The organism is Leuconostoc lactis (genome assembly GCF_007954625.1).
Lineage (GTDB): Bacteria > Bacillota > Bacilli > Lactobacillales > Lactobacillaceae > Leuconostoc > Leuconostoc lactis_A.
The window spans coordinates 1,300,930-1,326,727 of the sequence record NZ_CP042420.1 but is presented as its reverse complement, the minus strand read 5'-3'; the positions used below and the strand labels follow the sequence as shown (position 1 = coordinate 1,326,727).

Here is a 25,798-nt window from a genome sequence, read left to right as displayed (position 1 = left end):
ACCTCCTAATTTAGCACCACGTTGTCAGATATACCTGTACTGATCACATCGTAGGCATTGTCTAATGCCGTCATCACGATATCTCTAACGGCTGCCGATGTGTAATAGGCAATATGTGGGGTGAGTATAACATTCTCAAATGCTTGTAACGCCTGATAATATGGGTTTGTTTGAAAGCCTTGGGTATCTTCATTTTCTAAAGCATCTAAGGCCAACCCACTAAATTTACCTTGTCGGACATACCGAATTAACGCTGCGGTATCAATGACACTACCACGAGCAGTATTAATGAGTATCGCGTCATCGTTCATTTTCCCCAATGTTGCCGCATTAAAACGGTGATACGTTGTCTCATTTAACGGCACATGAATACTTACCACATCACTAGCCGTCAATAATGTCTCAAAACTCACTTGCGTCAAACCCAGCGCAGTTAACACTGGTTTGGGCGTGCGGGCATAAAACAAGACGCGCGCCCCCATGACATGCAAAGTTTTAGCGACTAGACTACCTAAGCGCCCGGCGCCATAAATACCAACTGTCACGTCCGTTAATTCTTTGCCAATCAAATGCTGCCGTGACACGGTATGTGCTGTTCTCAGCTGTTCCGGTAACTGTCGTAGCAACATCAAAATACTCATAATCGTAAAGTGCGCGACCGATTCAGGTGAATAGTTGGGGACATTAGTCACCGTCAACTGATAGTGCTGCGCATATGTCAAATTAATATTGTCGTAACCCGTTGATTTAATGGATAGATGCTTAATACCATTTTGCGCTAATTGTTGATACAAAACCGCATCCGTTTGAAATGCCCGACTGGGATAAAATATCAAGGCATCATAGCCGCGTGTTAACACGAGATTGTCATGGGACAATGGCGCCGCGACTGTCTCAACTGACACACCATGTGTTGTTGACCATTCAGCAATCAGACGTTGTTCGATTATTGAGGCGTTAAAAAACAAAAACTTCATCGCAGTGCCCTCACTCAAACTTCTACCTGTTGCTGTATTTTCGCGGCAGCTGCGGCTGCGACAATCCGTTTTATCCCTTCAGTAATGGTTTCTGGCGTTGGCAACGTGAAATTCAATCGAAAATATTGGTCATATCCCTGACCGGCAGCACTCATAATATTGCCCGGGATTACCCCAACATGCCGGCGATCTAATTCATCATAGAAAACAGTCGGGTCAATATCATCGTTGAGTTTCACCGAGACAAAGTAACCCCCATCAGGGGCAACAAAGGTTAAATGCTCTGAGCCATATTGTTGCAAAGCTGTCACCATCGCCGCCATTTTCACTTGATAAATCTGCTTGAGATAGGCAATATGGGCATTAAACTCATCGTCTTCAATCAATTGACTCGCTAAGTACTGCCAGTATAAATTGGCAAACGAATCCGCCACCTGTTTGACCAAGACCAACTTTTGGAACACCGGCTTTGGTGCCAGTAAAAAACCTAATCGTGACCCCGGTGCCAAAATTTTTGAAAATGAGCCCGCATAAATCACATGACCTGACGCATCAAATGATTTGATCTTTGGTAGCGCTGGCGTATCCATATATAACAAATCACCATATGGATCATCTTCATAAATCATGACCTGATGGGCTTGGCAAATGTCATAAACGCGTTGCCGATCGGCCGCTGACATCGACGTGCCAATAGGATTTTGAAAGGTCGGAATCAAGTAAAGCAGCTTAATTTTATGGGTCACATCGGCCGCTAAAATTTGGGCTAACACGTCTGGGTCAATACTGCCACGGTTAATATCAAATGGGAGTCCCTGCACTTGACCCCCATAAGATTTGATGGCATTCACGGCACCAACAAAAGTTTGTTCTTCCGTCAGCACAATATCCCCTTCATTGACGAAAATTTTAAACACCAAATCCATCCCCTGCGTTGAACCAGACGTAATCAACACATCATTATTGACGACATCCAGACCCTGTTCGGTTGCTAAGCGCGTTTTAATTTGTTCACGTAGTTTCGGAATCCCCTCACTTTCACCATACTGCATAAATTCAAAGGCATGTTCACGGTAAATGCGTTCTGATATTTTCGCTAATTTTGCGACCGGAAAGGCCTCATTGCTGGGATACCCATAAGTGAGTTTAATGAAATCATCAGCAATCTGCACTTGCTTTGCCTGCTCCCGCAGGGTATTTGGTTGTAATGACGCCACGCGCGTGGCAAATTGGTATTGCTGTTCTGACATATTGAACTCCTTTATATCTCTTAGGCATAACGCACTTTAAAGCGGTTGAGGAAGGCTTGCGTGCGCGGTTCTTGTGGGGCTTCAAAAATTTGCTGTGGTGTCCCTTGTTCGACAATGGCGCCATCGGCCATGAAAATCACCCGATCACTGACTTCATAAGCAAACTGCATTTCATGGGTAACCACAATCATTGCCACACCGGCCTGTTTAACTGCCTTCATGACTTTTAATACTTCGCCAACTAGTTCTGGATCTAGGGCCGCAGTTGGTTCGTCAAATAACAAGACGGTTGGATGCACCGCCAAAGCACGGGCAATCCCAATACGTTGCTGCTGACCACCCGATAATTGCGCCGGATAATAGTCGCCAAAGTCCGCTAAGCCGATAGCTTGTAACAACTCTGTGGCACGATCAAAAGCTGCTGTCTGACTCACTTGATGGACCAACGTCATGGGTTCCATGATATTTTGGCGCGCAGTTTTATTGAGAAATAACCCATAATTCTGAAAAACCATTCCCATGCTGCGCCGGAGTTTCATCACATCATCTGTTGTGGCTTGGTCAAATGACACCCAATCCCCATCGACTTTGATGGCACCAGAATCAGCCTGTTCCAGAAAATTTAAACACCGAAGAAACGTGGTTTTACCTGATCCAGAAGGCCCTAAAATTGTCACCACTTCACCAGGTTGCAAAGCTAAATCCACGCCTTTCAAGACTTCATTATTATTGAATTTTTTACGTAATGCTTTCACTTCAATCATGCGCGTGCCCTTTCCATTTTTTTAGCAAAATTCAATTCAAAGCGGTGCGCCGCCTGTTCAATTAAAATGGTCATTAGCCAATAAACAATGGCCGCTGCGATATACGCTTCAAAGTATTTATAATTTGAACTGGCCGATTGGGTGGCCGCTGAGAAGATTTCCACCACTGAAACCAATGAAGCAATCGCGGTGCCTTTAATCAAATTAATCAACATGTTGACAATCATTGGGAAAGCCACTGGAAAAGCTTGTGGAATCAGTACCCGTCGAATGGTTTGCAATCGTGTCATCCCCAGTGAACGGGCCACATCAAATTGTACGGCCTTCACCGACTCGAAGGCACCACGGAAGGCTTCACTGAGACCAACCATCGCCATCAATGACAGCCCAATAATTGCTAACAGGCTCATCGGCAAATCACCATATTTGATCTGCAACCCGATGGCCTTAGCGATATTATTAAAGTTTTGCGAGGTGATTAAAAAGATGACCAAGAAAACTAAGATCAACGGCACCCCTTTCAGAATTGTAATCACGGTGCCTATAATTGGGGATAACACCGGCACCTGATAGAAACGAATCAAAGCCACCACCAACCCCAAAGCGCCACCAATAATAAGACTAACAACCGCCATGTATAAGGTGATCGGCACGTAACGGATTACTGTCAGGATCACCTGCAAAATAAAGCCAAAATCAAATGTCATAGTTCTCTCCCGTTAATCCTTTGGCACATAGTCGCCCTTGAGCCACTTTTCGCTTAATACCTTCAATGTACCATCCGCCTTCAGTTCCTTCATCGCCTTGTTGACGGCAGTAGTGAGCTTTGGATCCGCAGACTTATTAAACATTGGGTAAGCGTTTGAATGGTTAACTGATTGACCAGCAATCAACTTTGTCCCAAACTGACGATTCAATAAATCAATGGAGTACTTTGGCGCCGGATAAACATTGAATTGCCCGGACTTAAAGCCTTGTGCAATTTGTTCAGTAGTATACGTACCCCGAACGACTGAAAAGGCATCTGGATGGTCCTTGAGATAAGCATCCGTTAAGGTTGCCTGGTTCGTCGAGTTCGTGATATACAGCTTTTTACCCTTTGCATCAGCAAATGAGTTTAACTTGCCAGTTGCAGACTGTGTTGCTAGCAGTGTATCCCACACTGTATAACCAACCTGCCCAAACTTAAAGTCTTGCTCACGTTCTGCATTTTTTTCAATCTGATAGAGAGCCATATCCGTCTTGCCGCTCTTCAAATTCGTAATCAACGTTGGAAAATCAGACAACACTAACTTAAATTTGTATTGTGGCAATTTCTTATCGATTGCTTGAATTAACGCAATATCCATTCCGGCTGGCTTACCATCTTTATCGAGATAACCAAACGGCTGACCATCATTACCAGAACCAACATTAACCGTCGTCACACCACTCGCCGATGTCGCTGACTCGCCATTGCCGTGCAGTACCATCACCGCCGCTACGGCCACCCCAACAACGCCTAAACCAAGCCACAACCCTTTTTTTGAACCAGACTTCTTTTCCATCCCTATTTCCTCTTTTATCTCTCTAACTTATTTTTTCAATACTGTAAATTCTGTTTTTTAAATCATTTTTGGTTTTTCAATCACCGGCATCACGGGTGCTGGTGCCACCGTCGGCACTGCTCGATTTGCATAATGATGTCGCTTCTCAACAAAACGGAAGACACGTTCTAACACGAAGCTTAATACCACAAAGATAATCATGGCACTGATATAAGCCTCAACGGTATGAAAAGTTGCCGTCCCCAATGCTTTAGCTTTACCAACCACATCTAATACGCCAATCGTAAAGGCTAGTGAGGTGTCTTGTAACAGTGAAATCACCATCGTCGCAAAGCTTGGGATCGCAATCACCGTTGCCTGTGGGAAAATAATTTTCATATACATTTGTTTTTTGGTGTAACCAGCTGTCATCGCTGCTTCCTTTTGCGTTTTTGGGACACTCAACAAAGCGGCGCGGATAATTTCTGATAAGAAAGCAGCCATATTCAAGCCGTAAGTCAAAAACAAATAAATCAATGGGTTCACATTATCCGTGTTAATGCTGATATAGCTTAAAAATAGGGGTAAGCCATAATACACTAAGAACATTTGAATCAAAATTGGGGTGCCGCGGACAAATGAGGTAAAAACAACCGCAATTTGTTTTAAAATCGGGGTATTTTCGAGTCGCACATAGGCAATCCCCGCCCCAACAATCACACCGATGATTGTGGAGACAATAGTTAACAACAACGTTGTCGGCAACGCTGATAGCACATCGGGTAAAAACTCCCCGATGAATTGTGGTTGAAAATAATTATGCATAAAACGCCTCCTTTGACACTAATGTTGCCTCATCGCTCACGTCATTTCCTTACGATCTTGTTTTATAAAGCCATTAACCGGTTAAATGTTTTTATAATTAGATATATTAAACGTGGATTGAAAATATCATACCTTCTCAGGATAATATAAACAAGTTTTTTGTTATTTTTGTTAACATTGCACAAAAACGTCCGGTGCACGATGTTGCAGAACACACAAAAAACGCTAACTTATCGTTAGCGTTTTGTTATTTTTCCTGTTGGATGTGACCATCCTCAATCGTATAAATATGATCAGCAAATTGTTTTAAACGTAAATCATGCGTGACAACTACCACAGCTTTTTGTTGTTCGGCTGCAATTTGTTGAAAGAGTGCCCCCACTTTCTGTACCCGATCACTATCCAATGCCGCGGTTGGTTCGTCAGCTAAAATGAACGCCGGATCGGCATATAAAGCGCGCGCAATGGCGACACGTTGTGCTTGACCGCCAGATAATTCACCAGGATATTTATCTAATAGCGCATCAATTCCGAGAATTTTTAAATACTGCTGAAATTGTGCCGGTGTTAGATTACCCGATTTTTTAACATGATTAACTAGATCAAATTGTTGTTGCACGGTTAGAAATGATACCAGGCTATGTGATTGCAAAACAAAGCCGACTTGATTCAAACGGAACGTATCTGAAGCTTGCTGATTTTGAATATCAATGGTTTGATCATTGACTTGTACAATGCCTGATGTTGGTGATTGTAAACCACCAATAATGGTCAGCAATGTACTTTTACCAGAACCTGATGGCCCAAGAATTAAGGTTAGTTCGCCTTGTTTCGCTTCAAAACTAACATCATCTAACGCCAAAACACGGTTACTCTCTTGACCATATACCTTAGATACATGGCTTACTTTTAATGTCTGCATCATGTTATCCCCCAATGCCTTGTTGTGGTTCGATTTTGATAATCAATCGAATTGGGATGAAAGCAGCCAACATACCAGCCGCAATTAAGCCCAAGCCAACGCCCATAATTAAGGTTATATCAAAGTACATTGGTACCACACTGGGGATGACCAAGCTACTTAGAAAACAACCGGCTAAACCAATGGCGACTGCTAATGCCATAATGATGGCAGTCTCACTTAACGTGTTCAAAACGAGATAACGACTCGGAATGCCTTGTGTCCGTAAGACGGCAAAATTAGGCAATTTTTGCATCGTTAAGATGTATAAAAAGATTGCCACGACAACAATTGAAATAACGACTAAGAAGGCTATCATAAATTCAAACGTTTTATTCTGTGCACTATATCCCGGCATATGATTAAACAATTGTTGCGGTGTCACCACGCGGATTCCCTGCACGCCCGCAATCTGGTTATCCGCCATTAACCCGCTAGCATAATAACTGTTCGCCAGCCCTTTAATGACTGACCAATGCTGTAAATCACCGTAAACCACCGGCGCCATATTATACGCGGCATTTGTCACAAAACCAACCACTGTGAGTTTCTGAGCCAATAAACCAATGGTAAGCTGATCACCAATTTTCAAGCCACTTTGTTGCAATTTGTTAGACACCACGACTTCCTGCGCTGTCTTTGGTCGGTGTCCGGCTGTTAGGGTCAGACGTTGCCAGTAGCGATCTTGTGGCAACCAACCCACATAGGTCGCTGCGACACGCTGGTTGTTATACTTGACAATCGCTTGTGCTACCCCGACTGGCGCACTGGCGTGCGTTTGCCGTTCTGCTAACTGTGTGACCTGTGCTTTGGATAATAAGGATTGGGCCAAATTCCCGTCTGCATCGTTACTCATCGCAACACTTTTTACGCGCCACGTTGATACAGCAGCAGTATTTTCATGGGATAGCCCCAATGCCAACGCGCTCAGAATAAAAATCAGAAAACTAATTAACGCGATGACTACAATCACCAAACCGTAGCGTAATTTTTCTTTACGCATTTCTTGTAGTGCTAAAAACATGTTTAGTCTCTTTTCTGCCAATTGGCGAGTGTCGTTAACGTCTTTAAAATGTCATCTTGCGCATCGGGATGTAAGAAGAAATCAGCGACCAAACCATGAACCGACTGTGTCACCAACCACTCATGTATTGTTTGGTCATCAGCATCTGGCTTGAGATGGCGTAGTCTTTTGCGCTGTTGATCTGGTAGCCGTTGCGCAATAATTGCCGCATTAACGGTATAGTGGTACTTTAAAAAATCATAGTCCTCACGCGTTCTCACATGATTCAAAAAAGCAATCGTCTGCGCAATTTGTTCCCCCGAACCTTGCAGTTGTTGATGAATATCGGCAAAAATGAGATCGGCTGCCCATTGATAGGCATCATAAATATCATCAAAGTAAGTGTAGAAAGCGCCACGAGAAATACCGGCCTGTTTGACGATATTGGCCACTTTGGCATCTAATAAGGGACGTTGTGAAAATTCTAAAAATACTGCTTGTCGTAACTTTTCTTGTTTAATTGGACTTAAGTTAGCCAGTGTGGGTTTAATCATAACTGGATCCTTTCTAAAATGACACCGTGTCAATATAATGACATTGTGTCATTATATGATAAAAAAGTCAATAAAAAAATACCTTTCGGTATTTTAATGTTTTAATCTGGCATTTTCGCCATGACATAATAATTGCCTTCAGGATCAGGAAAGTTAAAGGTGTCGTTCATTTTTTCGCGCCCCTCACCGAGTTTTTCATACAAGGCATCAAAGTCCTCTGTAAAGAACATCAAAGATGGTACCGGTCCAAGCACTTCTGGTGAATACTTGGCAATAAAGGCCTTCGGGAAAAGACCAAATTCTAGTTGCTCACTCACCTTCAAGTTAATATTAAGGTAACCATCCGGCAATGGATTCTCTGCAACAACTTCGGCCTGTAGTGTTGTGACAAAAAAATCACGGATAACCTTAACATCTTCAACATACAACATGACGCGTGTATTTTTGATACGCATATCTTATCTCCTTTTAACAGCGTGGTAACGCTGATAGCCACTTAAGCGTGTTTCACTCATTATATCACAGTTCAATTTGGCGTTTAAGATCCCAATCAACCGGCACGATTTATTTTTGCGGTAAAATTTTAAGCAAAAAAGTATTAGCTTGCATTCGTAATGGCGCTTTGCGAAAAGCTATTGCCGTAGTAGCCCACCAAAAGAATCCTAAGAAAACCGCGGCGATGGTATCGGTTGGAAAATGATCGCGTAAGTAGACACGAGACAACGCCACTAAGAAAATCCAAATGACCCCCAGTACACTGGCCACCATAAACTTCTTAGTCCCCTTGGTCATAAATGAGAGTACCAACAACACAAGCAAAACGGCTGATAAGGTGTGCACACTAGGAAATGACAGACCAGTATCTGGTACGAGTTGATGGATTGGGCGTTGACGTGCCGTGATGGTTTTAATGATTTCAGCTAAAAAGTCGCCACCAATCACGGTCACTAAGACCCAGATACTCTCAAAACGTTGCTGTTTGCGCCAAAAGACAACAGCCAATACGGCCATCACGACCAATACAATGGCAGGATTGCCAATGGTTGACACCAGCTTCATCACACTGGTTAAAAATGGGCTTTGCAGCTGGCCAATTGCCTGTTGTAAACTGTGATCGAGACCGTTAAATGGTTGCATGATGACATAACCTGTCATACCAAGCAAACCGACTAAAGCCGTTACGGCGACTGATTTTCGTGCTAAAATTGGATTCATTTTTTCCTCTTTCTATTGTTTCAAACTGACTAATCAAACCATTAGCCGATATTGAGCTGGTCTTCTGGTCTGACCAACGCCGGCTCTTTGACCACTTGCCCTTCTTTCATGAGCAAGTAAACAAACAAGCCAACAAAGCCAATCAACCAGATTAAACTCATACCAGCACTTCCTAACACGCCATGCTGCCAATGATAACCAAAATAGTCAGCGAAGCTGGCGCCAATTGGTCGGGTCAGCACATAAGCCGCCCAAAATGTGAACGTATCAAAGCGACCAAAATACTGGCGGTAAGCAATAATGGCCAAAAAGACCAACCCGAGATAAACCCCAGTATCTAAGAAACCAAGGCGCAGCGATTCTGCTAACCAATCACCGACTGCCGTCCCTAAAGTAAAACTCAACGTGACAGTCGCCCAATAAAACAGCTCACGATGATTGGTTGTAATGGTGTGCACAGACAGATTATGTGCATTGCGATACCACAACACAAAGGTAACAATTAAAGCCGAACCATAAATCACAAACGCAGCGACATACGATATGCCAATGCCATGGGTCGCATCCGCAATGAAAGTGCCAAAAATTGCTAAGCTTAACAAAGTTAACCAATAAGTCCAAACACGGTAACGCGGTTGCCTAAATTGTAAAAACAGAAATACCCCAAAGCTCAGTAAGCCAATGGCCAAATCCGCAACTGGTCCTAATGTCTGATTGAAAAAATCTGACCAAGATTCCCCTAACCCAGTGGTAATTAATTTTGTGGCCCAAAATGCTAGCCCAATGGCCGGCACCTTTGTCGCCAAATATGTCCGTTCTGTCATCAAAATAAAAAACCTGCCTTCATAAACTAACCTTAGTTTAGCGCAGGTTTTAATTTCATACTATGGGACCATTCTGATGGTTTTCTGATAATTTGTCAGGAAGTTTGTGGTGCTAGGAATGTCAACGTCACAATTGTCCCAACTGGCTGATTGTCCGATAGGGAAATACTGATGTTTTGACGCGCCGCTAACTGTTGCGCCAAGGCCAGTCCCAACCCATTTCCTGGCGTTTCCGAACGCGAGTCATCCCCACGATAAAAACGATCAAAGACCCGTGTTTTATCCGCTGCCGAAATCCCTTGCCCAACGTCTTTAATGATGACTTGGTTCAACGTACTCGTCACGGCGATTGGCGAATCGACTGCAGAATATTTAGCGGCATTATCCAAAATGATCCGCACTAATTGGGAAAATTCGTTCACCCGTAAGCGGACCGAAAAATCAGTTAACGTTGTGATCACGTGACGGTTGGTGTCGATTTCAAAAGCCGTCACAATATCTTGCAACACAGGCGCAATCTGAACAACTGTTGGTGGATTCACGTGATCATCGGTAGCCCGCGACATGTCAAGTAACGTATCCACCAAGTTTTGCATCCGCCGCGATTCTTGATCTAACATGGCAATCGCTGTTGGGATAATTTCTGGATGTGTTGCCCCACGCCGTTTAATCAGATCAATATTGCCACGAAAGCCCGCTAACGGTGTTTTCAATTCATGCGAAGCGTTGCTAATAAAGGCGCGCTCTTTTTCAATTTGGGCTTGTAGTTGTTGTAACCAATCTTGTAAATGTTGATTCAGCGTGACAATTTCTTCCGCTCCGTCAATATCAGGCAACGTCAGCTGCTTAGTTCCGGCTTGATCTAATTGTTTCACTGCGCGCGTTAAAGTCAATAACGGCGCATTCAAATCTTGTGCCAGTTGCCGCACGATAAATATCGCTAAGACAAAAATCACAGTTAGTGTCACAAATAAGGCGGTACTGACGGTCAGCACCATCCCAATCACTTCAGCTAAGCCAATATAAATTTGATAGGTCATGTTACCAATATGGCCCGTCTGATAGTAATAAAAATAACGTTCGCGCGCTTTATAGATCATTCCAAACCATAAATACCGACCCTTAATCCGTTTGAGAAAAGCCTCACTCCCAGTAGAATAATACGTAGCTTGCTGGGACTTAATCACGACAAACGTATCGCGGGTATCAATGGTTGAATTCCGACGCCAGTTCGCCCAATCAAAACGGGAATCAATATCAGCGCCACGTAAACTGGTCACAATGCGCTGGGCATCGGCCGTACGCGATTCGAGTAATTGATAACTTACCGTGCTCAGCACCACCACTGTCGTGGCGATATAAATTAACGCAAATAATTTAACATAGGCCCGGGTCATCAAGGCAACAGCTGTGTTTTGACGTCGTCTCATACGCTTAATCTCCGACACGCATAACATAGCCTAAGCCACGTGCCGTTTCGATCAAGGACGGTTGGCCATCACGCGCAATCTTTTGACGTAAATGGCGAATATTAACATCAACTGTGTTATATTGCCCCGCAAAATCAATGCCCCAAACATGATCGAGAATGGCATCACGTGACACCACCTGACCCTCATGCTGCATCAAAAAAGCCAACAAATCAAACTCACGCTGTGTGAGGGCAATCAGCTGATCACCTCGTTGTACCCGATGTGTCGTCGTATTTAAGGTTAAATCGGCCACTTCAAAAACAGTTTGCACCGGCGCAACTTGGCGGCGTAACACCACTCGCAACCGTGCTAACAATTCTTCAGTTTCAAAGGGTTTCGTCAAATAGTCATCCGCGCCATTATCAAGCCCCATGACCTTATCATCTAACTCACTTTTAGCCGTCATCAAAATCACCGGCAACGTCTGATTGGCTTGCCGAACATGACGTAAAACAGCCATCCCACTCTTTTTTGGCAACATCCAATCCAGTAATACAGCATCTACAGTTTCTGATGCCAATAAGGCAAGCCCTTGTTGCCCGTCAAAGGCCTGCAAAACCGTGTAACCTTCAAACGTCAATTCATTTTTAAGATAAAATTGCAGACTCATCTCGTCTTCAATGATTAAAACAGTCGCCATGCATCCTCCAAAGCGTTACAAAAATGACCTTACGCTTCGTTGTCAATATGTGCTAAATAGTTGCCATATCCCGCCGCAGCCATCTCTGCTTTCGGAATAAAACGCAGCGCTGCTGAATTAATGCAGTAGCGTTGCCCACCCGTTTCGGCTGGGCCATCAGGAAAAACATGCCCCAGGTGTGAATCTGCGTGCCGCGACTTCACTTCAACACGTGACATGCCATAACTACGATCCGTTTTCTCAACAATGTGGTCCGTAATGGCAGCCGTAAATGACGGCCAACCACAGCCAGCATCATATTTCTCTTTTGAGGTGAATAAGGGTTCCCCACTGACAACATCAACATAAAGTCCTGGCTCATAAAAATCATCATATTTGCCCGAAAACGGCCGTTCCGTTGCCGCGTTTTGCGTCACGTTATATGCTTCAGCATCTAATTTTGCTAAAATTTCCGACTTATCCATGGTGTCTCCTTTGCCGATTCGTACCAGTTATACCAAAACAAGTATCTCTTGATATCTGTGGGCCCAACAACTCACATTTTGTAACCCTATTGTACCTTATTTTATCTTCCCCGCGGCATAAAAACGATCAGATCCCAACGAGATCAATCGCAACCAGACCACGAACAGCATTTGTCATATAAAAAGCGTCAAAATTAACCAACTCACTCACCGGGATCTCCGCATAGATGACGTGATGCGTTTTGGCAAATGCTGCTAAATACGTCCCCGGCAAAGCTTGGGTACTTGGTGTCACATAAGTATCACCGCGCTTGGCGAGGAAATTACCAATTGACAATTCAGTCACGAAGCCATCCGTATGGAACAGCACATCTTGGTAGCCCTGTGTTTTTGCGTGCACAACTTCCGGATGAAACGCCTTTTGAAATGTCGGTCCGGATAACTTGTATTGTGTCAGGACGGACGGTGCAATTGCCTCATCCGCTAACTTCACGCGATACGGTCCCACTAAAGGCGGTAACGGCCGTGTGGTAGCGGTAAATGTGTCGCCATCGGTGCTAACACGTAGCACACCATCTGGACTTTGAGCGGCTAAAGTTTGCAGTCGTGTTGCCAAATCAGGCTGATGATACTGCCGTGCTAGACGGGCAACATGGGCCGATAAATTGCATAATTGGCCATCTTTGACCTGTCCAGTCGTAAAAATTGGCGTCGGTAGCGTCTCAATGCCAAAAACAGCTAAAAATGGTTGCGCCTTGACCACGATTTCATCAAATTCAGCAGCAGCATCGCTTTCATAAGTGACGCCACCACCCACGCCTAATCGGTAAGTCTGGCCATCAAAAACGAGTGTTCGAATCGCAATGTTCATATCCAAATCCAGCCGACGGTTCAACCAACCTTGCATCCCCGTATAAATACCACGTGGTCGTTTTTCAAGACTGGCAATGACCGCTTGGGCGCTTTTTTTCGGTGTCCCAGTAATGGACCCACCAGGAAACATCGCCGTCATAAATTCAGTAAAAGTCAAGTCAGCTTTGACGCGACTTTGAATAGTCGTTACAAGTTGATGGACATGCGCAAAAGTTTCCACGGCAGCAAATTTTTTCACGACCAAATGGCCTGGTTCACTAATACGGGCCACATCATTACGCAATAAATCGGTTACCATCAATAGTTCTGCATGGTCTTTTGTATTATCTGCGAGTTTGGCCAGATTCTGCGCATCTTCTTCAGGCGTTTGACCGCGCGCAATCGTCCCCTTAATCGGTTTGGTGGTCAATTCACGGTCATGAATGGCGACAAAGCGCTCGACTGAACTTGAAATTTGGGTCATTTCCCAATCAGGATAGTGTAAGAAACTGGCAAAAGGCGCTGGATTTTGCGTCACCAATGCTTGAAAAACACTGATTGGTTCAGCATCAGATAAAATATCAAATTGTTGGGTCAAATTACCCACATACAAATCACCAGCGGCCATATGCGCTCGCATTTTTTCAACACTGGCCATATATTCCTGACGCGTCTGATCCATAAAAATTGCCGCCGGTTGCCGCACGGCTGGGACTTTCTGTGGTTTTGGTAATGGCGAAGTTGCCGACACCCAGTAAGTTTGATCAGTTTGTTCAAATTGCGCCACATATAGTTCCTGTGTCTCATGGTCAAACAACATGAGTTCGTCATAAAGACTAAACCGCGCCGGATCGCCTTCATAACTCACAAAGCCTAGTATTTCAGGTTGAATCGGCCAGTCCGATAATTCTGGTAGTTTGGTTGTACGCAGCGTATCCACCGCTTCAGAAAAGGATAATGTCGTTTTTGCCTGATTGACGCGGACAACGCCATCGCGTTGCGTGACCGTTGCAAACGGCGCATGGGCCAAAATACTGAAGTGTTCCGACGCCTCAGGTTGACTCGTATAAAGGAAAACGATTTCTTCATCTTGCCGATAATGCGCCAAGAAAATATCCCAAATATTGGCATTATCGCGCTTAAATTTTTTCAAAATCCTGTACCTGCTCCAAAAAATTGTTTAAGATATCGTAACCATGTGCTGTCATCCAGCTTTCCGGATGAAACTGTACCGACCAGATAGGCAACGTTTGATGATGCATGGCTTGAATAACGCCATCTTCACTACGCGCATCAACACAAAAGACCGCCGGTAATGCGGTTACAATCAGCGAGTGATACCGTGCGACTTGAAAATTTTGGGGCAACCCCGTCATGAGACCTTGACCAGTATGCGTCAAAGTTGACGTCACCCCGTGTTGTGGCCGATCCCCGCGAATCACTTGACCACCAAAAACGTCTGCAATGACCTGATGTCCCAAACACACCCCAAGAATTGGTAAGTGCCCTGCGTAAGTCGTCACGACTTGACGAGAAAATGCCGCTTCTTTTGGTGTTTTTGGCCCTGGTGAAATTACAATCGCTTGATAATCGGTTTGCACAGCAGCCGGCAATTGCTTAACTTGTTCGGCTAAGGCATCCGCTTCAGTCACGACCGTCACGTCTTGCCCCAACTCTTTCAAATAGGTTACGAGCAGGTAAGTAAATGAATCATAATTGTCAATCAATAGAATACGCATGGTCACCTCATTACTTTTATTATACTAAAAAAACGCCTACAAAGCGGCGTTTTCTCGGGCTGATTTAATTTTTTGACCACGTGGTGATTGCGAAAAACGATCAATCATGGCTTGTAATTCTGGTAACGTCACATTGGCACCAAATACTTCACTGCCAGGTTCTAACATGATCCCATTTGCCAATGGTCCAACATAGAGACTATCAAAACCTAAATCATCGATAAACCCACGGACTGTCGCAATGGCAGCATCATCGTCACCGGCCAATGCCAAAGCCTTACGTTTTGGCGCCCCTGCCGGCGCTGACTCGTCAAACAAATCATGGTAACCCATATGATTAAAAGCTTTTATCACTTGACTGTTGGGTAAAAAGCGTTGGACTAATTCACTTGACGATTGCAAAGGATTGGTTAAATCAGTACGAATCCCATCAACTTCCCACCAATAATTCATCGCATCTAACACGAGCTTCCCATCCAAACCAGAGCGATCGATTGTTTCATATTTACTTAATGGCAAGGCAAGGATGACCAAATCGGCCTTAGCCTCCGCTTCTGCTGCCGTGACGGCTTTTGCGCCAGGTGCTAACACTTCAACTGTTAAAGCGATTTTTTCAACTGGCCCAGAACCAGCAATCAACACCTCGTACCCAGCTTTTAAGGCTAATTGTGCCAGTACGATTCCAACTTTTCCAGCCCCCAAAATACCGACTGTTTTAATCGCCATGGTTAATCCTCCGCTAATAATTCTCGTACACGTGGGATGACTTCAGTGGCGTACAATTCAATCATACGTTCACGGGCTGCTGCTGGTTGCTCACCAGCACCATAAACCAAATCAAAACGGCCAACCCCAAGCGTCTTGATCGCTTTAGCCATGCGTTGGGCAACAACCTCTGGTGTGCCGACATACATTGAACCAGATTGAATTTCGTGTTCAAAGTGTTCGCGAGACATTGGCGCCCAACCACGCGTCACCCCAATTTTATCAAAGGCGAGCTTAATATTTTCCCAAGCCATCTCAACAGCAGTTTCTTGCGTATCAGCAATGAAACCGTGAGAGTGCATTCCCAATGGGTGCGTTGGCATATCAAACTGCTTAGCCGCCCGTTCGTAAAGTTCAACATACGGCTTGAAACGAATCGGATCGCCACCAATAATGGCTAAAATCACTGGGAAACCAAAATGCGCTGCTCGGACAATCGATTCTGGTGAACCACCGACACCAACCCAGGTATCCAAATGACCACTCTCCGTTTTTGGAAAGACGTCGGCTTGTTTCAAGCTCTGGGTAAATTCACCTTGCCAATCAAACGGCTTTTCTTCTAATAACTTAGAAAACATAGCGATTTTTTCTTCAAATAAAGCGTCGTAATCACCAAGATCGTAACCAAACAATGGGAATGATTCTGTGAAAGAACCACGCCCTAAAATAATCTGGGCGCGACCGTTAGAAACGGCATCCAAGGTTGAAAAACGTTCAAATACACGGACTGGATCATCAGAACTCAAGACCGTTACACCAGAACCAAGGGTAATTTGCTTTGTTTGTGTCGCAATTGCGGCCAAAACTGTTTCAGGACTAGAAATGGCAAATTCTTCACGGTGGTGCTCACCTAGCGTAATCACATCAACGCCCAACTTATCCGCCAACACCGCTTCTTTGACAACTTGACGCAAAGCTTGCGCATACGTCATCAACTGCCCATCACTGTTTTTTGGGACATCCCCAAATGTATCTAATCCTAAAATTACTTTTTCTGGCGCCATGTTCTGCTCCTTGTTTTCACTTATTTTTTATAAGTAAATTTTATGTTGAAATCTAACATTTGTCAACCAATATGTTTAACAACAAAAAAAGCAAGCGCGTTTCCGCTTGCTCAAACGTTTTTGAACTTGGTTCAGATGCTGTGACCGCTGTCTTGTGTATCATGCTGTTTATTGCCGCGCCATGGTCGCAATTTGGTCATAAAGACTCAGCACTTCGAGTAAGCTGAGTGCGACTTCAGCGCCTTTATTGCCGGCTTTGGCCCCAGCACGGTGTTGCGCTTGTTCTAACGTGTCCGTCGTGACCACACCAAAGACAATTGGGATTGACAACGTCTGACCGAGCGTTGCCACCCCATTCGCCGCAGCATTAATCACTAAATCATAATGGGCAGTATCGCCTTTAATCACGGCGCCCAGCGTCACAATCCCGTCAAAGACTTGTGTTTCAGCGACTTGCTTAGCCACCATTGGAATTTCAAATGCTCCTGGCACCCAAAAAACACTGATATTTTCTGCTGCGACACCGTGCATGACTAGCATCGTTTGCGCACCTTTTAAGAGTTGCTCAGTAATTAAATCATTAAATCGACTGACAACAATTGCAATTCGTCGCTGTTCATGTTGCGTGAAATGGCCTGAATAGATCATCGTGATCTCCTTTTAGAGTTGATGCTGGAATTTTTCTTTTTTGGTTTGTAAATAGGTTTCGTTATAGGGATTTTTGCCAACTAACAACGGCACACGCGCGACAACATCAATCCCACACGCTTTTAAAGCGGTCACTTTATCTGGATTATTGGTGATTAACCGAATCGTCGTTAACCCCGCCGCACGCAATATTTCAGCTGCTTGGCTGTAAGTTCGTTCATCGGGTTGATGATTGAGGTGTAGGTTAGCATCATAGGTATCGAACTGGTACTCTTGTAAGACATAACTACGTAATTTTTCATGCAAGCCAATCCCCCGCCCTTCTTGTCTCAGATACAAAACGGCCCCGCCATCTTGGGCAACCATGGCCAATCCGGCTTGTAATTGCGGACCACAATCACAACGATAGGACCCAAACGTATCCCCAGTTAAACATTCGGAATGTAACCGTACTAATGGCGGTTCTGATACTGTTTGTTGACTGCGGAGTAAGAGCGCTGGTTCCGCTTGACCGGTTTGATATTCCGTTAACGTCAAATCACCATACTGCGTTGGCAATTGAACAGTTACGCCTTCCTGAATACTTAACGTCGCTTCAAATTCACGATAAGCCACCAAGTCGGCCATACTTAATTGTTGTAAGCCATGGGTTGCGGCTAACTTAGCCAAACTCGCTTCCCGGGCCATATGGCCATCATCAGCTAAAATTTCAATAATATAGGCAACTGGTGGCACACCGGCAATCTTGGCCAGTTCAACCGCTCCTTCCGTATGCCCTTGTCGTTGCAAGACGCCACCATCCTCAGCAACCAAGGGGAAAATATGGCCAGGTGTTTCAAACTGTTGGGCCCCGGCACTCAAATTCGCGAGTTGTTGAATTGTATGGGCGCGTTCAAAGGCCGACACCCCAGTTGTGCTAGCAATATGATCGACGCTCACCGTAAATTTTGTCCCAAATTTTTCTGAATTCTGCTGCGTCATCTGCGCTAATCCAAGCGTAGCAGCTCGTTCAGCGGTCATGGGCACAGCTAGTACCCCACGGGCAATGGCGAGTGCTTGATTAATTTTTTCAGGGGTCACAAATGAGGCTAAGCCAACTAAATCACCCTCATGTTCGCGATTGTGATCATCCGTTAAAATAATGAGTTCGCCTTGCTTTAAGGCTGCAACCGCCTGCCGGACGCGTGTTTGTACTGTATCACTCATGTGTCGCTCCCATTAAATATTTTGCTAAAATGTCAGTTTCAAGGTTGACCTTGTCCCCGACGCGTATGTCACTTAACGTTGTGTGAGTCAAGGTATGTGGAATTAACCCGATTGTGAAAGTATCTGTTGCACAAGTGACCACGGTCAAACTGACGCCTGACACGGTAATGGCGCCTTTCGGCACAATTTGTCGTTGCAATATTGGTTGCTCAGGTTTAAATGTCAATAACACGGTGTCATCAATTTCAGCAACTTGTGTCACTTGTGCCATGCCGTCCACATGTCCTGACACAATATGCCCGTCAAATCGATCCGTTGCCAACATGGCTTTTTCCAGATTAACAGCTTGACCAATCTGATACTGTTGCACAATGGTCGTGATATAAGTCGGTTGCATAATATCAAAGGTTGCTACGTCAGCCGTTTTCGTTACAATTGTTAAACAAACGCCATCAATCATGATACTATCCCCAATCGTACTGGTCTCAAAAAAATGATTGGGCGCGGTCACCTGTAGCCGCAATGTTTGTGATGATTGCTGCTGAATGCTGGTTACCCGACCAATGATTTGCGTGATGCCTGTAAACATGTGGCGACCTCCTGATTAACATAACGTTGTCGTTGCGTATGACCGATGCGCTGAATATCGTCTGGCAACTGTGGCAATACAATCCCACGTACGCCGTCAGGTAAAAGACGATCTGCGGTATAAATGAGACATTCATGCCAGAGTTGAGCTTGTAAGAAACTCGTGATCAAAATAGGCCCGCCTTCGACCATCACAGATTGCATACCCTTGCGACCAAGATCGGCAATGACCCCAGGTAGCCCTGCTGTCATCAATTCAACATTTTCCTGTTGGGCAAATTGTGCATTTTCTGTATACACCAACCAATCTTTTAAGCGGGTCGCAGGTTCATGTGCCAAACGACCACGCCGATCAATCACCACCCGTTGCGGTTGTTGATGCGTTAACATCACATCACGCACGGTTAAACGCGGCTGATCAATGACCCATGTCTCAGAGCCGACAATAATGGCGCTATGGCGTGCACGCTGGCGATGGACATCTAAATCCGCCACGGCATCTGTGATTTTACTACGTTGCCCACGTACTGCACTCACATAACCATTGTGTGATTGGGCTAATTTAAGTTGAATATAGGGTTGGTGCTGTTCGTGATACTGATAAAACGCTGGATTCAGCTGACGACTATCATCAGTATCAAGCACTACCACTGAAATACCGGCGGCGCGTAATTTTTGGACACCTAGGCCATGTGTGGTTGGATTGGGATCCAAGTCACCAATCACCACTCGTGCCAACCCCCAGTCACGAATCGTTTCCGCACAGGCAGCCACCTTACCACGGACTGCACATGGTTCCAGCGTGACATACAGCGTTGCCCCCTGTGCATCATGGGCAGCGCCTAAGTGATGAAACGCATTAATTTCCGCATGCGCCCCACCAAATCGTTCATGCCAACCAACCGCCAAGACTTGATTGTCCTTCACGATTACCGCGCCAACCCGCGGGTTTTCAAAAGTTTGTTCTGGCTGTGCCTTGGCAGCCGCTATAGCTGCCAGACGAAGCCCTGTTAAATCATCCATCTTTACCTCCTGTATTTTCAGGACAAAAAACCCGATATGCTAATAACAGCACATCGGGTTTACAGTAATTTGATCGATTCAAAAAAGCCCAAGATAGAGAAAATCCCCATCTTGCCTATCTCTTCTCCCATCCAGACTTTAACTGTCGGTCACAGATTCTCACTGTGTCAACCGCATGAACAATCACGCGGGTCACGGACTTTGGGACACATTGTCCCATCACCGTCGGTCGGGAATTTCACCCTGCCCCGAAGATTAATTATTTAACTCCTTCAGAGTAGCACCCAAAACCATCGCTGTCAATGAAAAAAAGCACGTGTGATCACACGTGCTTTTCTATGTGGCTTTAAACACCACGAAAACGTTGAATTTTGAAAAAATCTAATAAGAACGTTAAAATCGGTAACCCAATCACAAGGCCCCAAACACCAAAGAGTTTTTCCATAATAATCAAATTCAATAAGATCACCAAGATGGGCATATGGGTCCGATGTGACATAAAATGTGGGTGCAAGAAGTAAGATTCCAAAAAGTGAATCACCGCCACAGCAATTAGGATGACAAGCACCGTATGCCAATTACCGATAATAAAGGCGGTAATCGTTAACGGTACTAACGACACCAACACACCGACAACTGGAATCAAACCTAAAATGAAAATCATAATGGTAAAGCCTAGTAAATATGGAAACTGTAAAAAGGCTAATACCGCCACCATTGCGGCGGTATTAATCACACAAATCAACAGTTGAACTTCAAATAGACGGCCCAAAATAATAATAAAGCGGTGCAAAATAATATAAAATTCACCAAAAAACTTTTTGTATGGACTGTGCAAAAAATGGAGCGACCAATTTCTTAACTGCGGATAAGTAATACAGAAAATAAAACTAAATAGTAACGCTAAAATCAATTCATAGATAATATGACCCAATTGATTGATTTGAGACAGCGCCTTCGTTAAGATTTGTTCAGTACTAAACGAGTTCGTATATTGATGAAAATTTTTATAGACTTCTTTTAAAATCCCGTGGGACCGCCAACTGGGATCCGTTGCGAGGACAATCATGCTTTTGACTTGATGAATGAGCGTATTGGCCCCATGATCAATCGCCCAAATCAGGAATCCAACAAAAACGATATAAACTAAACTAATGGCAATTCCACGGGAAAGCTTGAAAATGCGTTGGACACGCTTACCAGCATTTAAGGCTAAATACGCAAAAATTGTCGTTAATAACAGCAAAGACATAAACTGTCTGAGCAAGAAAATGAGGACCACAATGGCCAGTAAAACAAAATAGCGATAAAATCGTCTATTCTTAACGGTTGCAAAAACGTTCATAGGGGCCTCTTTCCTTCAGTAACAGGTGCGTTAATTATTTGACAATTTTTCGTTGCTTGCAGTATTGAATTCTGGATATTGATCATCCGCAGAGCCAACCTGCGCCAACTGGTATGACGTGACATCACTACCAAATTCTTCACCAGTTGTTGCCGGTGGTAGCCCCAGAGCTGAACGTACCGTATCCGTTACAGCTTGCCGTTGTGCCGTCGTTACCCGTTGGTAAGACACACCTTGATACATTTGGCCTTCACCTTGGACAGTGTAAGAGTTAATGTGCTTTGTTGCAGCCATATAATTTGATCCTAATGCTAACATATCTCCTAATTTAAGGTTTGAGGCGATATTTTTCGTTGTCGCATTAATGAAATCCGTGTTCAAAATCGTGGTCGGATTCTTTTTAACTTTGTTCATGATGGCTTCAAGTAAAATCCGTTGACGTTGAGTACGACCATAGTCGCCCTTTGGATCTTGATAACGCATCCGCGAGAAAGCTAAAGCGGCTTTGCCGTCCATGTTCTTATAACGCTTAAAATGTTCACCGTCGGCGGCATACGAATAAGCACTTTTCCCTTCGGTAAAACGATAAAGATCATTGCCTGTTTCGTGTGCCGTTTCTTGACTGAAGTCGAAAGTTAGGGGTGATACCGCTTGAATCCCACCAAGTCGATCGACCACATCGCCAAGCCCACTCATGTTCACCATGGCAAAATAGTTAATTGGGATATTAAACATTTTTTGAATGGTCGTGATGGTCGTGCTAACGCCGTCGCCCAAGGTCGCTTCCTTATCAGCAGTTTCTCTGAAAGCATACGCTGCATTGAGCTTTTGTGGGAAACTTTCTTCAAACCCATCAATTGAGGTCATAATATCTCTTGGCAACGAAATCATGGTTGTGGTCTCTTTTTCAGGATTAACGGTCACTAACATCAGTGAGTCTGTCAAACCCGAACGATCGCGATCCGCGCCAAAACCACCAGTCGTTCCCGTATCGGTTCCCAACACCAAAAAAGAAATCGGCTGTTTATCTTTGATTAATTGACTCGACATTTTTTCAGATTTAAGGCCTGTTGCCGAGTATGAATGGTCAATCGATTGTTTCAAACTGTTTGCAAAGAAGATACCTAAACCGATACCAACCAATGCCAGTGCACTCAAAACCAATAACGCAATACGCCAACCTTTTTTACGCTTTGGTTGATGTCGGTCAGCCCTGTGACGATCAAGGCGCGAAGCTGACCCGTCAAGTGGCAATTCTGTCTTATTGTTGTCAGACATATTGTCATTCCTTTAATGATATTATTTTTTTGCTACATTACCTAATTTAACACAAAAAATAGCAAAAGAAAAATAAAGTTATAATATTAAAATACCGGATAAATCGACTGATTACCAATCAATTTATCCGGTAATGATACCACTATTCGTTGTCCTTCAAAATGTTTTTCACTTCAATCTGGGTTAACTTTTGACGATTGGTCGTCGCAATAAAGAGCGGTACGATTTCTTCTACCACATCACTAAACTCCAACCCATAAAAGTTACTTGAACTCACCGTATGTGATTGTAACCAAACACGGCCACCAATTAGGAAGCGATCCCAAGCATGAATGTTAGGCAAATTCAGGAGATCAGCGTAGTATTGAGTGGCCACAACATACTTAAAGTCACCGACATTACCATGTTTATTCATGGCATATTTAGGGAATTGTGGCTTTAACACATTTTGTTTAATCAGCTCATTAGCAACCTGTTTCAGATAAACCGGAATTTGTGGTTCCACTTTAAATCCAAGGTTAAATGTCACATGGACAATGTTATCCGTTCCCAACATATCGACCGCATAACTCTTACCATAAGGATCACTTGATTCTTTAACTGTCACAAACCAATAAATCGTCGCGCGTTTTGGTCGTGAGCCAAGGATTGAATAGATCATTGATCGCTTCAGCATATAATTCTGATGCATATGCGCAATGTAGACCAAATTCGTTGCAAAAATTGGTTCGTCGTCATCCTTTGACAGGTTAATCAATTGCTTACGATAATCCTTCAATGACACATAATCATCTTGCTTTGAAATGGCTTCCCGTCGCTTATTGCCATAATACCAGACCACCATCACCAGCAAAATAGCGAGCATAATAATCAACGTTGCATAGCCACCATGGATAAACTTAGCCAGACTAGCAATCAAGAAAACAAATTCAATGAAACCAAATAGTATTAAGAAACCATACGCCAAAACTTTTTGGCCTTGCAGTTTAATGAATTCAAACAATAAAATGGTTGTCATTAACATCGTGACTGTAATGGCAAGTCCATAGGCTGCTTCCATATTATGTGACGTTTGGAAACTCCAAACCACAATCAGCCCAACCGCACAAAGCAACCAATTTACCATGCCAATATACATTTGGCCACGGACATTACTTGGATAAAAAATACGTAGGCGTGGCATGACCTTCAGGTTAATCGCTTCACTGACTAAAGTATAAGCCCCCGAAATCAAAGCTTGTGAGGCAATGATAGCGGCCAGTGTTGCTAGGATAACGCCAACAAAGCGCCAGTGACCCGGCAAAATTTCAAAGAATGGATTGGCAGATTGATCTAAAAGATCGGGGCGTTGACTATTTGACATAATCCAAGCACCCTGTCCCATATAATTCAACACCAGCATGCTATAAACAAACGGCCAACTGATATAGATATTCCGCTTACCCACGTGTCCCATATCCGAGTATAGCGCTTCCGCACCCGTTGTCGCCAAGAAGACACTCCCGAGAATAAAAATCCCCGTCTTGTTTTCCGGATTAAAGAGAATTTGAATCGCATATACTGGTGACAAGGCTTTCAAAATCGACAGATCAGAAAAAATATTGATGAGACCAAATACGCCAATAAATAAAAACCAAACGAGCATCACTGGGCCAAAAATATTCCCTATCTTTTTGGTGCCTGCTTTTTGGAACGTAAAAATTACAAGGAGTAACACGCTGACAACACCAATCACGACGGTTTGATTATCCGGGAATAAAAAAGTCCCTATTTGTTGATTTTTTAACCCTTCAATGGCTGTGGTCACCGTTACCGCAGGCGTTAGCGTCCCGTCCGCTAGGAGCGCTGCCCCACCAATCAAGGCCGGAATCAACAACCACTTTTTATTTGTTTCACGTACCCGACTATATAACGCAAAAATACCACCTTCCCCGTGATTATCTGCTCGCAGTGCAATCAGGACGTATTTGACAGTTGTAATCAACATCAATGTCCAAAAGACCAACGACACGGAACCCAGCACAAATTCTTGGATTTGTGCCACACTACGCGCACTGTTGAGAATCGAATTCATCGTATAGAGGGGTGATGTCCCAATATCGCCATAAACAATTCCCAACGCAACTAATGCACCAGCTGAAACCCATTTTGGTGCCTTAACAATAGACATTTCGTTCTACCTCATTTGTTGTATTAATTCTGTATGGCGATAATTATCTCACAAATCAAGCAAAATGCCCACATTTTTTATGCTAACACAGCACGTAAAAGATTGTCCGCCACCTGTTTTATTTTGGCTTTACAGTCGACATATATATCAAAAAGCAGCGCATAAAAAGCATCTTTCGACTTTAAAAGATGCTTGCAATCACTATTAGGCAAATAATTTTTCGATTTCAGGGATCATCGCTTCTGGTGATGTTGCTGGTGAAAAGCGCTTCACAACATGCCCTTCTTGATCGACCAAAAACTTTGTGAAATTCCACTTAATGCGCTGACCCAAAACGTTTTTGGCATGATCTTTGAGATAGGCAAAGAGCGGCGCCGTCTGTTTCCCATTCACTGCAATCAATTGATGCATCGGAAAAGACACGCCATAGGTTAAACGACAAGCGGCCGCTGCTTCCTCAGCTGATCCTAACTCTTGCTTGAATTGGTTCGATGGAAAGCCCAACACCACCAAGCCTTGCGCTTGATAGGTTTGATAAAGGGCTTCCAATGCTTCAAATTGCGGCGCGTAGCCACACTTTGTTGCCGTATTGACAATAATCATTGGCTGACCAGCAAAGTCCCCGAGTGAATACGTCTCACCATCTTCTTTTACGGCATTAAATTGATAAATATTATCAGTCATCGGTTCCTCCAATGCTGCACA

Annotated in this window: 27 protein-coding genes and 1 riboswitch; all 27 genes read right to left on the bottom strand. The window is 44.1% G+C overall.

Annotated features, from left to right (window positions below; translation table 11 throughout):
* Positions 1-5 precede the first annotated feature (5 nt).
* The 27 genes from FGL80_RS06570 to FGL80_RS06440 all read right to left on the bottom strand — a co-directional run bounded on the left by FGL80_RS06570 (position 6) and on the right by FGL80_RS06440 (position 25,777).
* Entirely contained in the window at positions 6-977 is a 972-nt protein-coding gene (locus FGL80_RS06570; protein WP_055307934.1) for an NAD(P)-dependent oxidoreductase, read from the bottom strand.
* A gap of 14 nt (positions 978-991) precedes the next feature.
* The gene (locus tag FGL80_RS06565) at positions 992-2,227 is read right to left on the bottom strand and encodes an aminotransferase-like domain-containing protein (RefSeq protein ID WP_055307935.1); all 1,236 of its coding nucleotides are present in this window, start codon (positions 2,225-2,227) and stop codon (positions 992-994) included.
* A 20-nt stretch (positions 2,228-2,247) separates the two neighbouring features.
* Entirely contained in the window at positions 2,248-2,991 is a 744-nt protein-coding gene (locus tag FGL80_RS06560) for an amino acid ABC transporter ATP-binding protein (protein WP_147001870.1), read from the bottom strand.
* On the bottom strand, positions 2,988-3,698 hold the full coding sequence (locus FGL80_RS06555) for an amino acid ABC transporter permease (protein ID WP_055307937.1): 711 nt from the start codon (positions 3,696-3,698) through the stop codon (positions 2,988-2,990). Before FGL80_RS06555 ends, FGL80_RS06560 begins: the two co-directional genes overlap by 4 nt.
* Before the next feature lie 12 nt (positions 3,699-3,710).
* The gene (locus FGL80_RS06550; RefSeq protein WP_055307938.1) at positions 3,711-4,538 is read right to left on the bottom strand and encodes a transporter substrate-binding domain-containing protein; all 828 of its coding nucleotides are present in this window, start codon (positions 4,536-4,538) and stop codon (positions 3,711-3,713) included.
* Between the two features lie 57 nt (positions 4,539-4,595).
* Positions 4,596-5,342 (bottom strand): amino acid ABC transporter permease, encoded by a 747-nt coding sequence (locus FGL80_RS06545; RefSeq protein ID WP_055307939.1) that lies wholly within the window; start codon positions 5,340-5,342, stop codon positions 4,596-4,598.
* 247 nt (positions 5,343-5,589) lie between these two features.
* Positions 5,590-6,264: an ABC transporter ATP-binding protein gene (locus FGL80_RS06540; RefSeq protein WP_055308118.1), complete on the bottom strand. Its 675-nt coding sequence runs from the start codon at positions 6,262-6,264 to the stop codon at positions 5,590-5,592.
* A gap of 4 nt (positions 6,265-6,268) precedes the next feature.
* Positions 6,269-7,327, bottom strand: a complete 1,059-nt coding sequence (locus FGL80_RS06535) for an FtsX-like permease family protein (RefSeq protein WP_147001869.1) — start codon at positions 7,325-7,327, stop codon at positions 6,269-6,271.
* Positions 7,328-7,329: 2 nt separating this feature from the next.
* Positions 7,330-7,860 (bottom strand): TetR/AcrR family transcriptional regulator, encoded by a 531-nt coding sequence (locus FGL80_RS06530; RefSeq protein WP_029509367.1) that lies wholly within the window; start codon positions 7,858-7,860, stop codon positions 7,330-7,332.
* 101 nt (positions 7,861-7,961) lie between these two features.
* Positions 7,962-8,315 carry a VOC family protein gene (locus FGL80_RS06525; protein WP_055307941.1) on the bottom strand — a complete coding sequence of 118 codons (354 nt, stop codon included), beginning with the start codon at positions 8,313-8,315 and terminating at the stop codon, positions 7,962-7,964.
* Between the two features lie 109 nt (positions 8,316-8,424).
* Positions 8,425-9,075, bottom strand: coding sequence for a phosphatase PAP2 family protein (locus tag FGL80_RS06520; RefSeq protein WP_055307942.1), 651 nt, complete (start codon positions 9,073-9,075; stop codon positions 8,425-8,427).
* A 41-nt stretch (positions 9,076-9,116) separates the two neighbouring features.
* On the bottom strand, positions 9,117-9,899 hold the full coding sequence (locus FGL80_RS06515; protein WP_055307943.1) for a COG4705 family protein: 783 nt from the start codon (positions 9,897-9,899) through the stop codon (positions 9,117-9,119).
* Between the two features lie 95 nt (positions 9,900-9,994).
* Positions 9,995-11,329, bottom strand: a complete 1,335-nt coding sequence (locus FGL80_RS06510) for a sensor histidine kinase (RefSeq protein WP_055307944.1) — start codon at positions 11,327-11,329, stop codon at positions 9,995-9,997.
* A 4-nt stretch (positions 11,330-11,333) separates the two neighbouring features.
* Entirely contained in the window at positions 11,334-12,011 is a 678-nt protein-coding gene (locus FGL80_RS06505) for a response regulator transcription factor (protein WP_055307945.1), read from the bottom strand.
* A gap of 29 nt (positions 12,012-12,040) precedes the next feature.
* Entirely contained in the window at positions 12,041-12,475 is a 435-nt protein-coding gene (gene msrB, locus FGL80_RS06500) for a peptide-methionine (R)-S-oxide reductase MsrB (RefSeq protein WP_147001868.1), read from the bottom strand.
* A 127-nt stretch (positions 12,476-12,602) separates the two neighbouring features.
* Positions 12,603-14,480, bottom strand: a complete 1,878-nt coding sequence (pabB, locus tag FGL80_RS06495; RefSeq protein WP_055307947.1) for an aminodeoxychorismate synthase component I — start codon at positions 14,478-14,480, stop codon at positions 12,603-12,605.
* Positions 14,467-15,066, bottom strand: a complete 600-nt coding sequence (locus tag FGL80_RS06490; RefSeq protein ID WP_055307948.1) for an anthranilate synthase component II — start codon at positions 15,064-15,066, stop codon at positions 14,467-14,469. The genes pabB and FGL80_RS06490 overlap by 14 nt, the downstream gene beginning before the upstream one ends.
* 36 nt (positions 15,067-15,102) lie before the next feature.
* Positions 15,103-15,792, bottom strand: a complete 690-nt coding sequence (locus FGL80_RS06485; RefSeq protein ID WP_055307949.1) for an NADPH-dependent F420 reductase — start codon at positions 15,790-15,792, stop codon at positions 15,103-15,105.
* A 2-nt stretch (positions 15,793-15,794) separates the two neighbouring features.
* Complete coding sequence (locus tag FGL80_RS06480; RefSeq protein ID WP_055307950.1) at positions 15,795-16,835, bottom strand: LLM class flavin-dependent oxidoreductase; 1,041 nt, start codon at positions 16,833-16,835, stop codon at positions 15,795-15,797.
* 168 nt (positions 16,836-17,003) lie between these two features.
* A complete protein-coding gene (gene ribH / locus FGL80_RS06475; RefSeq protein WP_055307951.1) occupies positions 17,004-17,483 on the bottom strand; it encodes a 6,7-dimethyl-8-ribityllumazine synthase in 480 nt (159 codons plus the stop codon).
* A gap of 12 nt (positions 17,484-17,495) precedes the next feature.
* Complete coding sequence (locus FGL80_RS06470) at positions 17,496-18,689, bottom strand: bifunctional 3,4-dihydroxy-2-butanone-4-phosphate synthase/GTP cyclohydrolase II (RefSeq protein WP_055307952.1); 1,194 nt, start codon at positions 18,687-18,689, stop codon at positions 17,496-17,498.
* Positions 18,682-19,278: a riboflavin synthase gene (locus tag FGL80_RS06465; protein ID WP_055307953.1), complete on the bottom strand. Its 597-nt coding sequence runs from the start codon at positions 19,276-19,278 to the stop codon at positions 18,682-18,684. Before FGL80_RS06465 ends, FGL80_RS06470 begins: the two co-directional genes overlap by 8 nt.
* Positions 19,242-20,300: a bifunctional diaminohydroxyphosphoribosylaminopyrimidine deaminase/5-amino-6-(5-phosphoribosylamino)uracil reductase RibD gene (gene ribD / locus FGL80_RS06460; protein WP_147001867.1), complete on the bottom strand. Its 1,059-nt coding sequence runs from the start codon at positions 20,298-20,300 to the stop codon at positions 19,242-19,244. Before ribD ends, FGL80_RS06465 begins: the two co-directional genes overlap by 37 nt.
* A gap of 115 nt (positions 20,301-20,415) precedes the next feature.
* Positions 20,416-20,560: riboswitch (FMN riboswitch) on the bottom strand.
* An 86-nt stretch (positions 20,561-20,646) separates the two neighbouring features.
* Positions 20,647-21,645: an AI-2E family transporter gene (locus tag FGL80_RS06455; protein ID WP_055307954.1), complete on the bottom strand. Its 999-nt coding sequence runs from the start codon at positions 21,643-21,645 to the stop codon at positions 20,647-20,649.
* A gap of 30 nt (positions 21,646-21,675) precedes the next feature.
* Positions 21,676-22,923 carry an LCP family protein gene (locus tag FGL80_RS06450; RefSeq protein ID WP_055307955.1) on the bottom strand — a complete coding sequence of 416 codons (1,248 nt, stop codon included), beginning with the start codon at positions 22,921-22,923 and terminating at the stop codon, positions 21,676-21,678.
* A gap of 142 nt (positions 22,924-23,065) precedes the next feature.
* Entirely contained in the window at positions 23,066-25,093 is a 2,028-nt protein-coding gene (locus FGL80_RS06445) for a KUP/HAK/KT family potassium transporter (RefSeq protein WP_055307956.1), read from the bottom strand.
* A 204-nt stretch (positions 25,094-25,297) separates the two neighbouring features.
* Entirely contained in the window at positions 25,298-25,777 is a 480-nt protein-coding gene (locus FGL80_RS06440; RefSeq protein WP_010001556.1) for a glutathione peroxidase, read from the bottom strand.
* Positions 25,778-25,798: the final 21 nt, after the last annotated feature.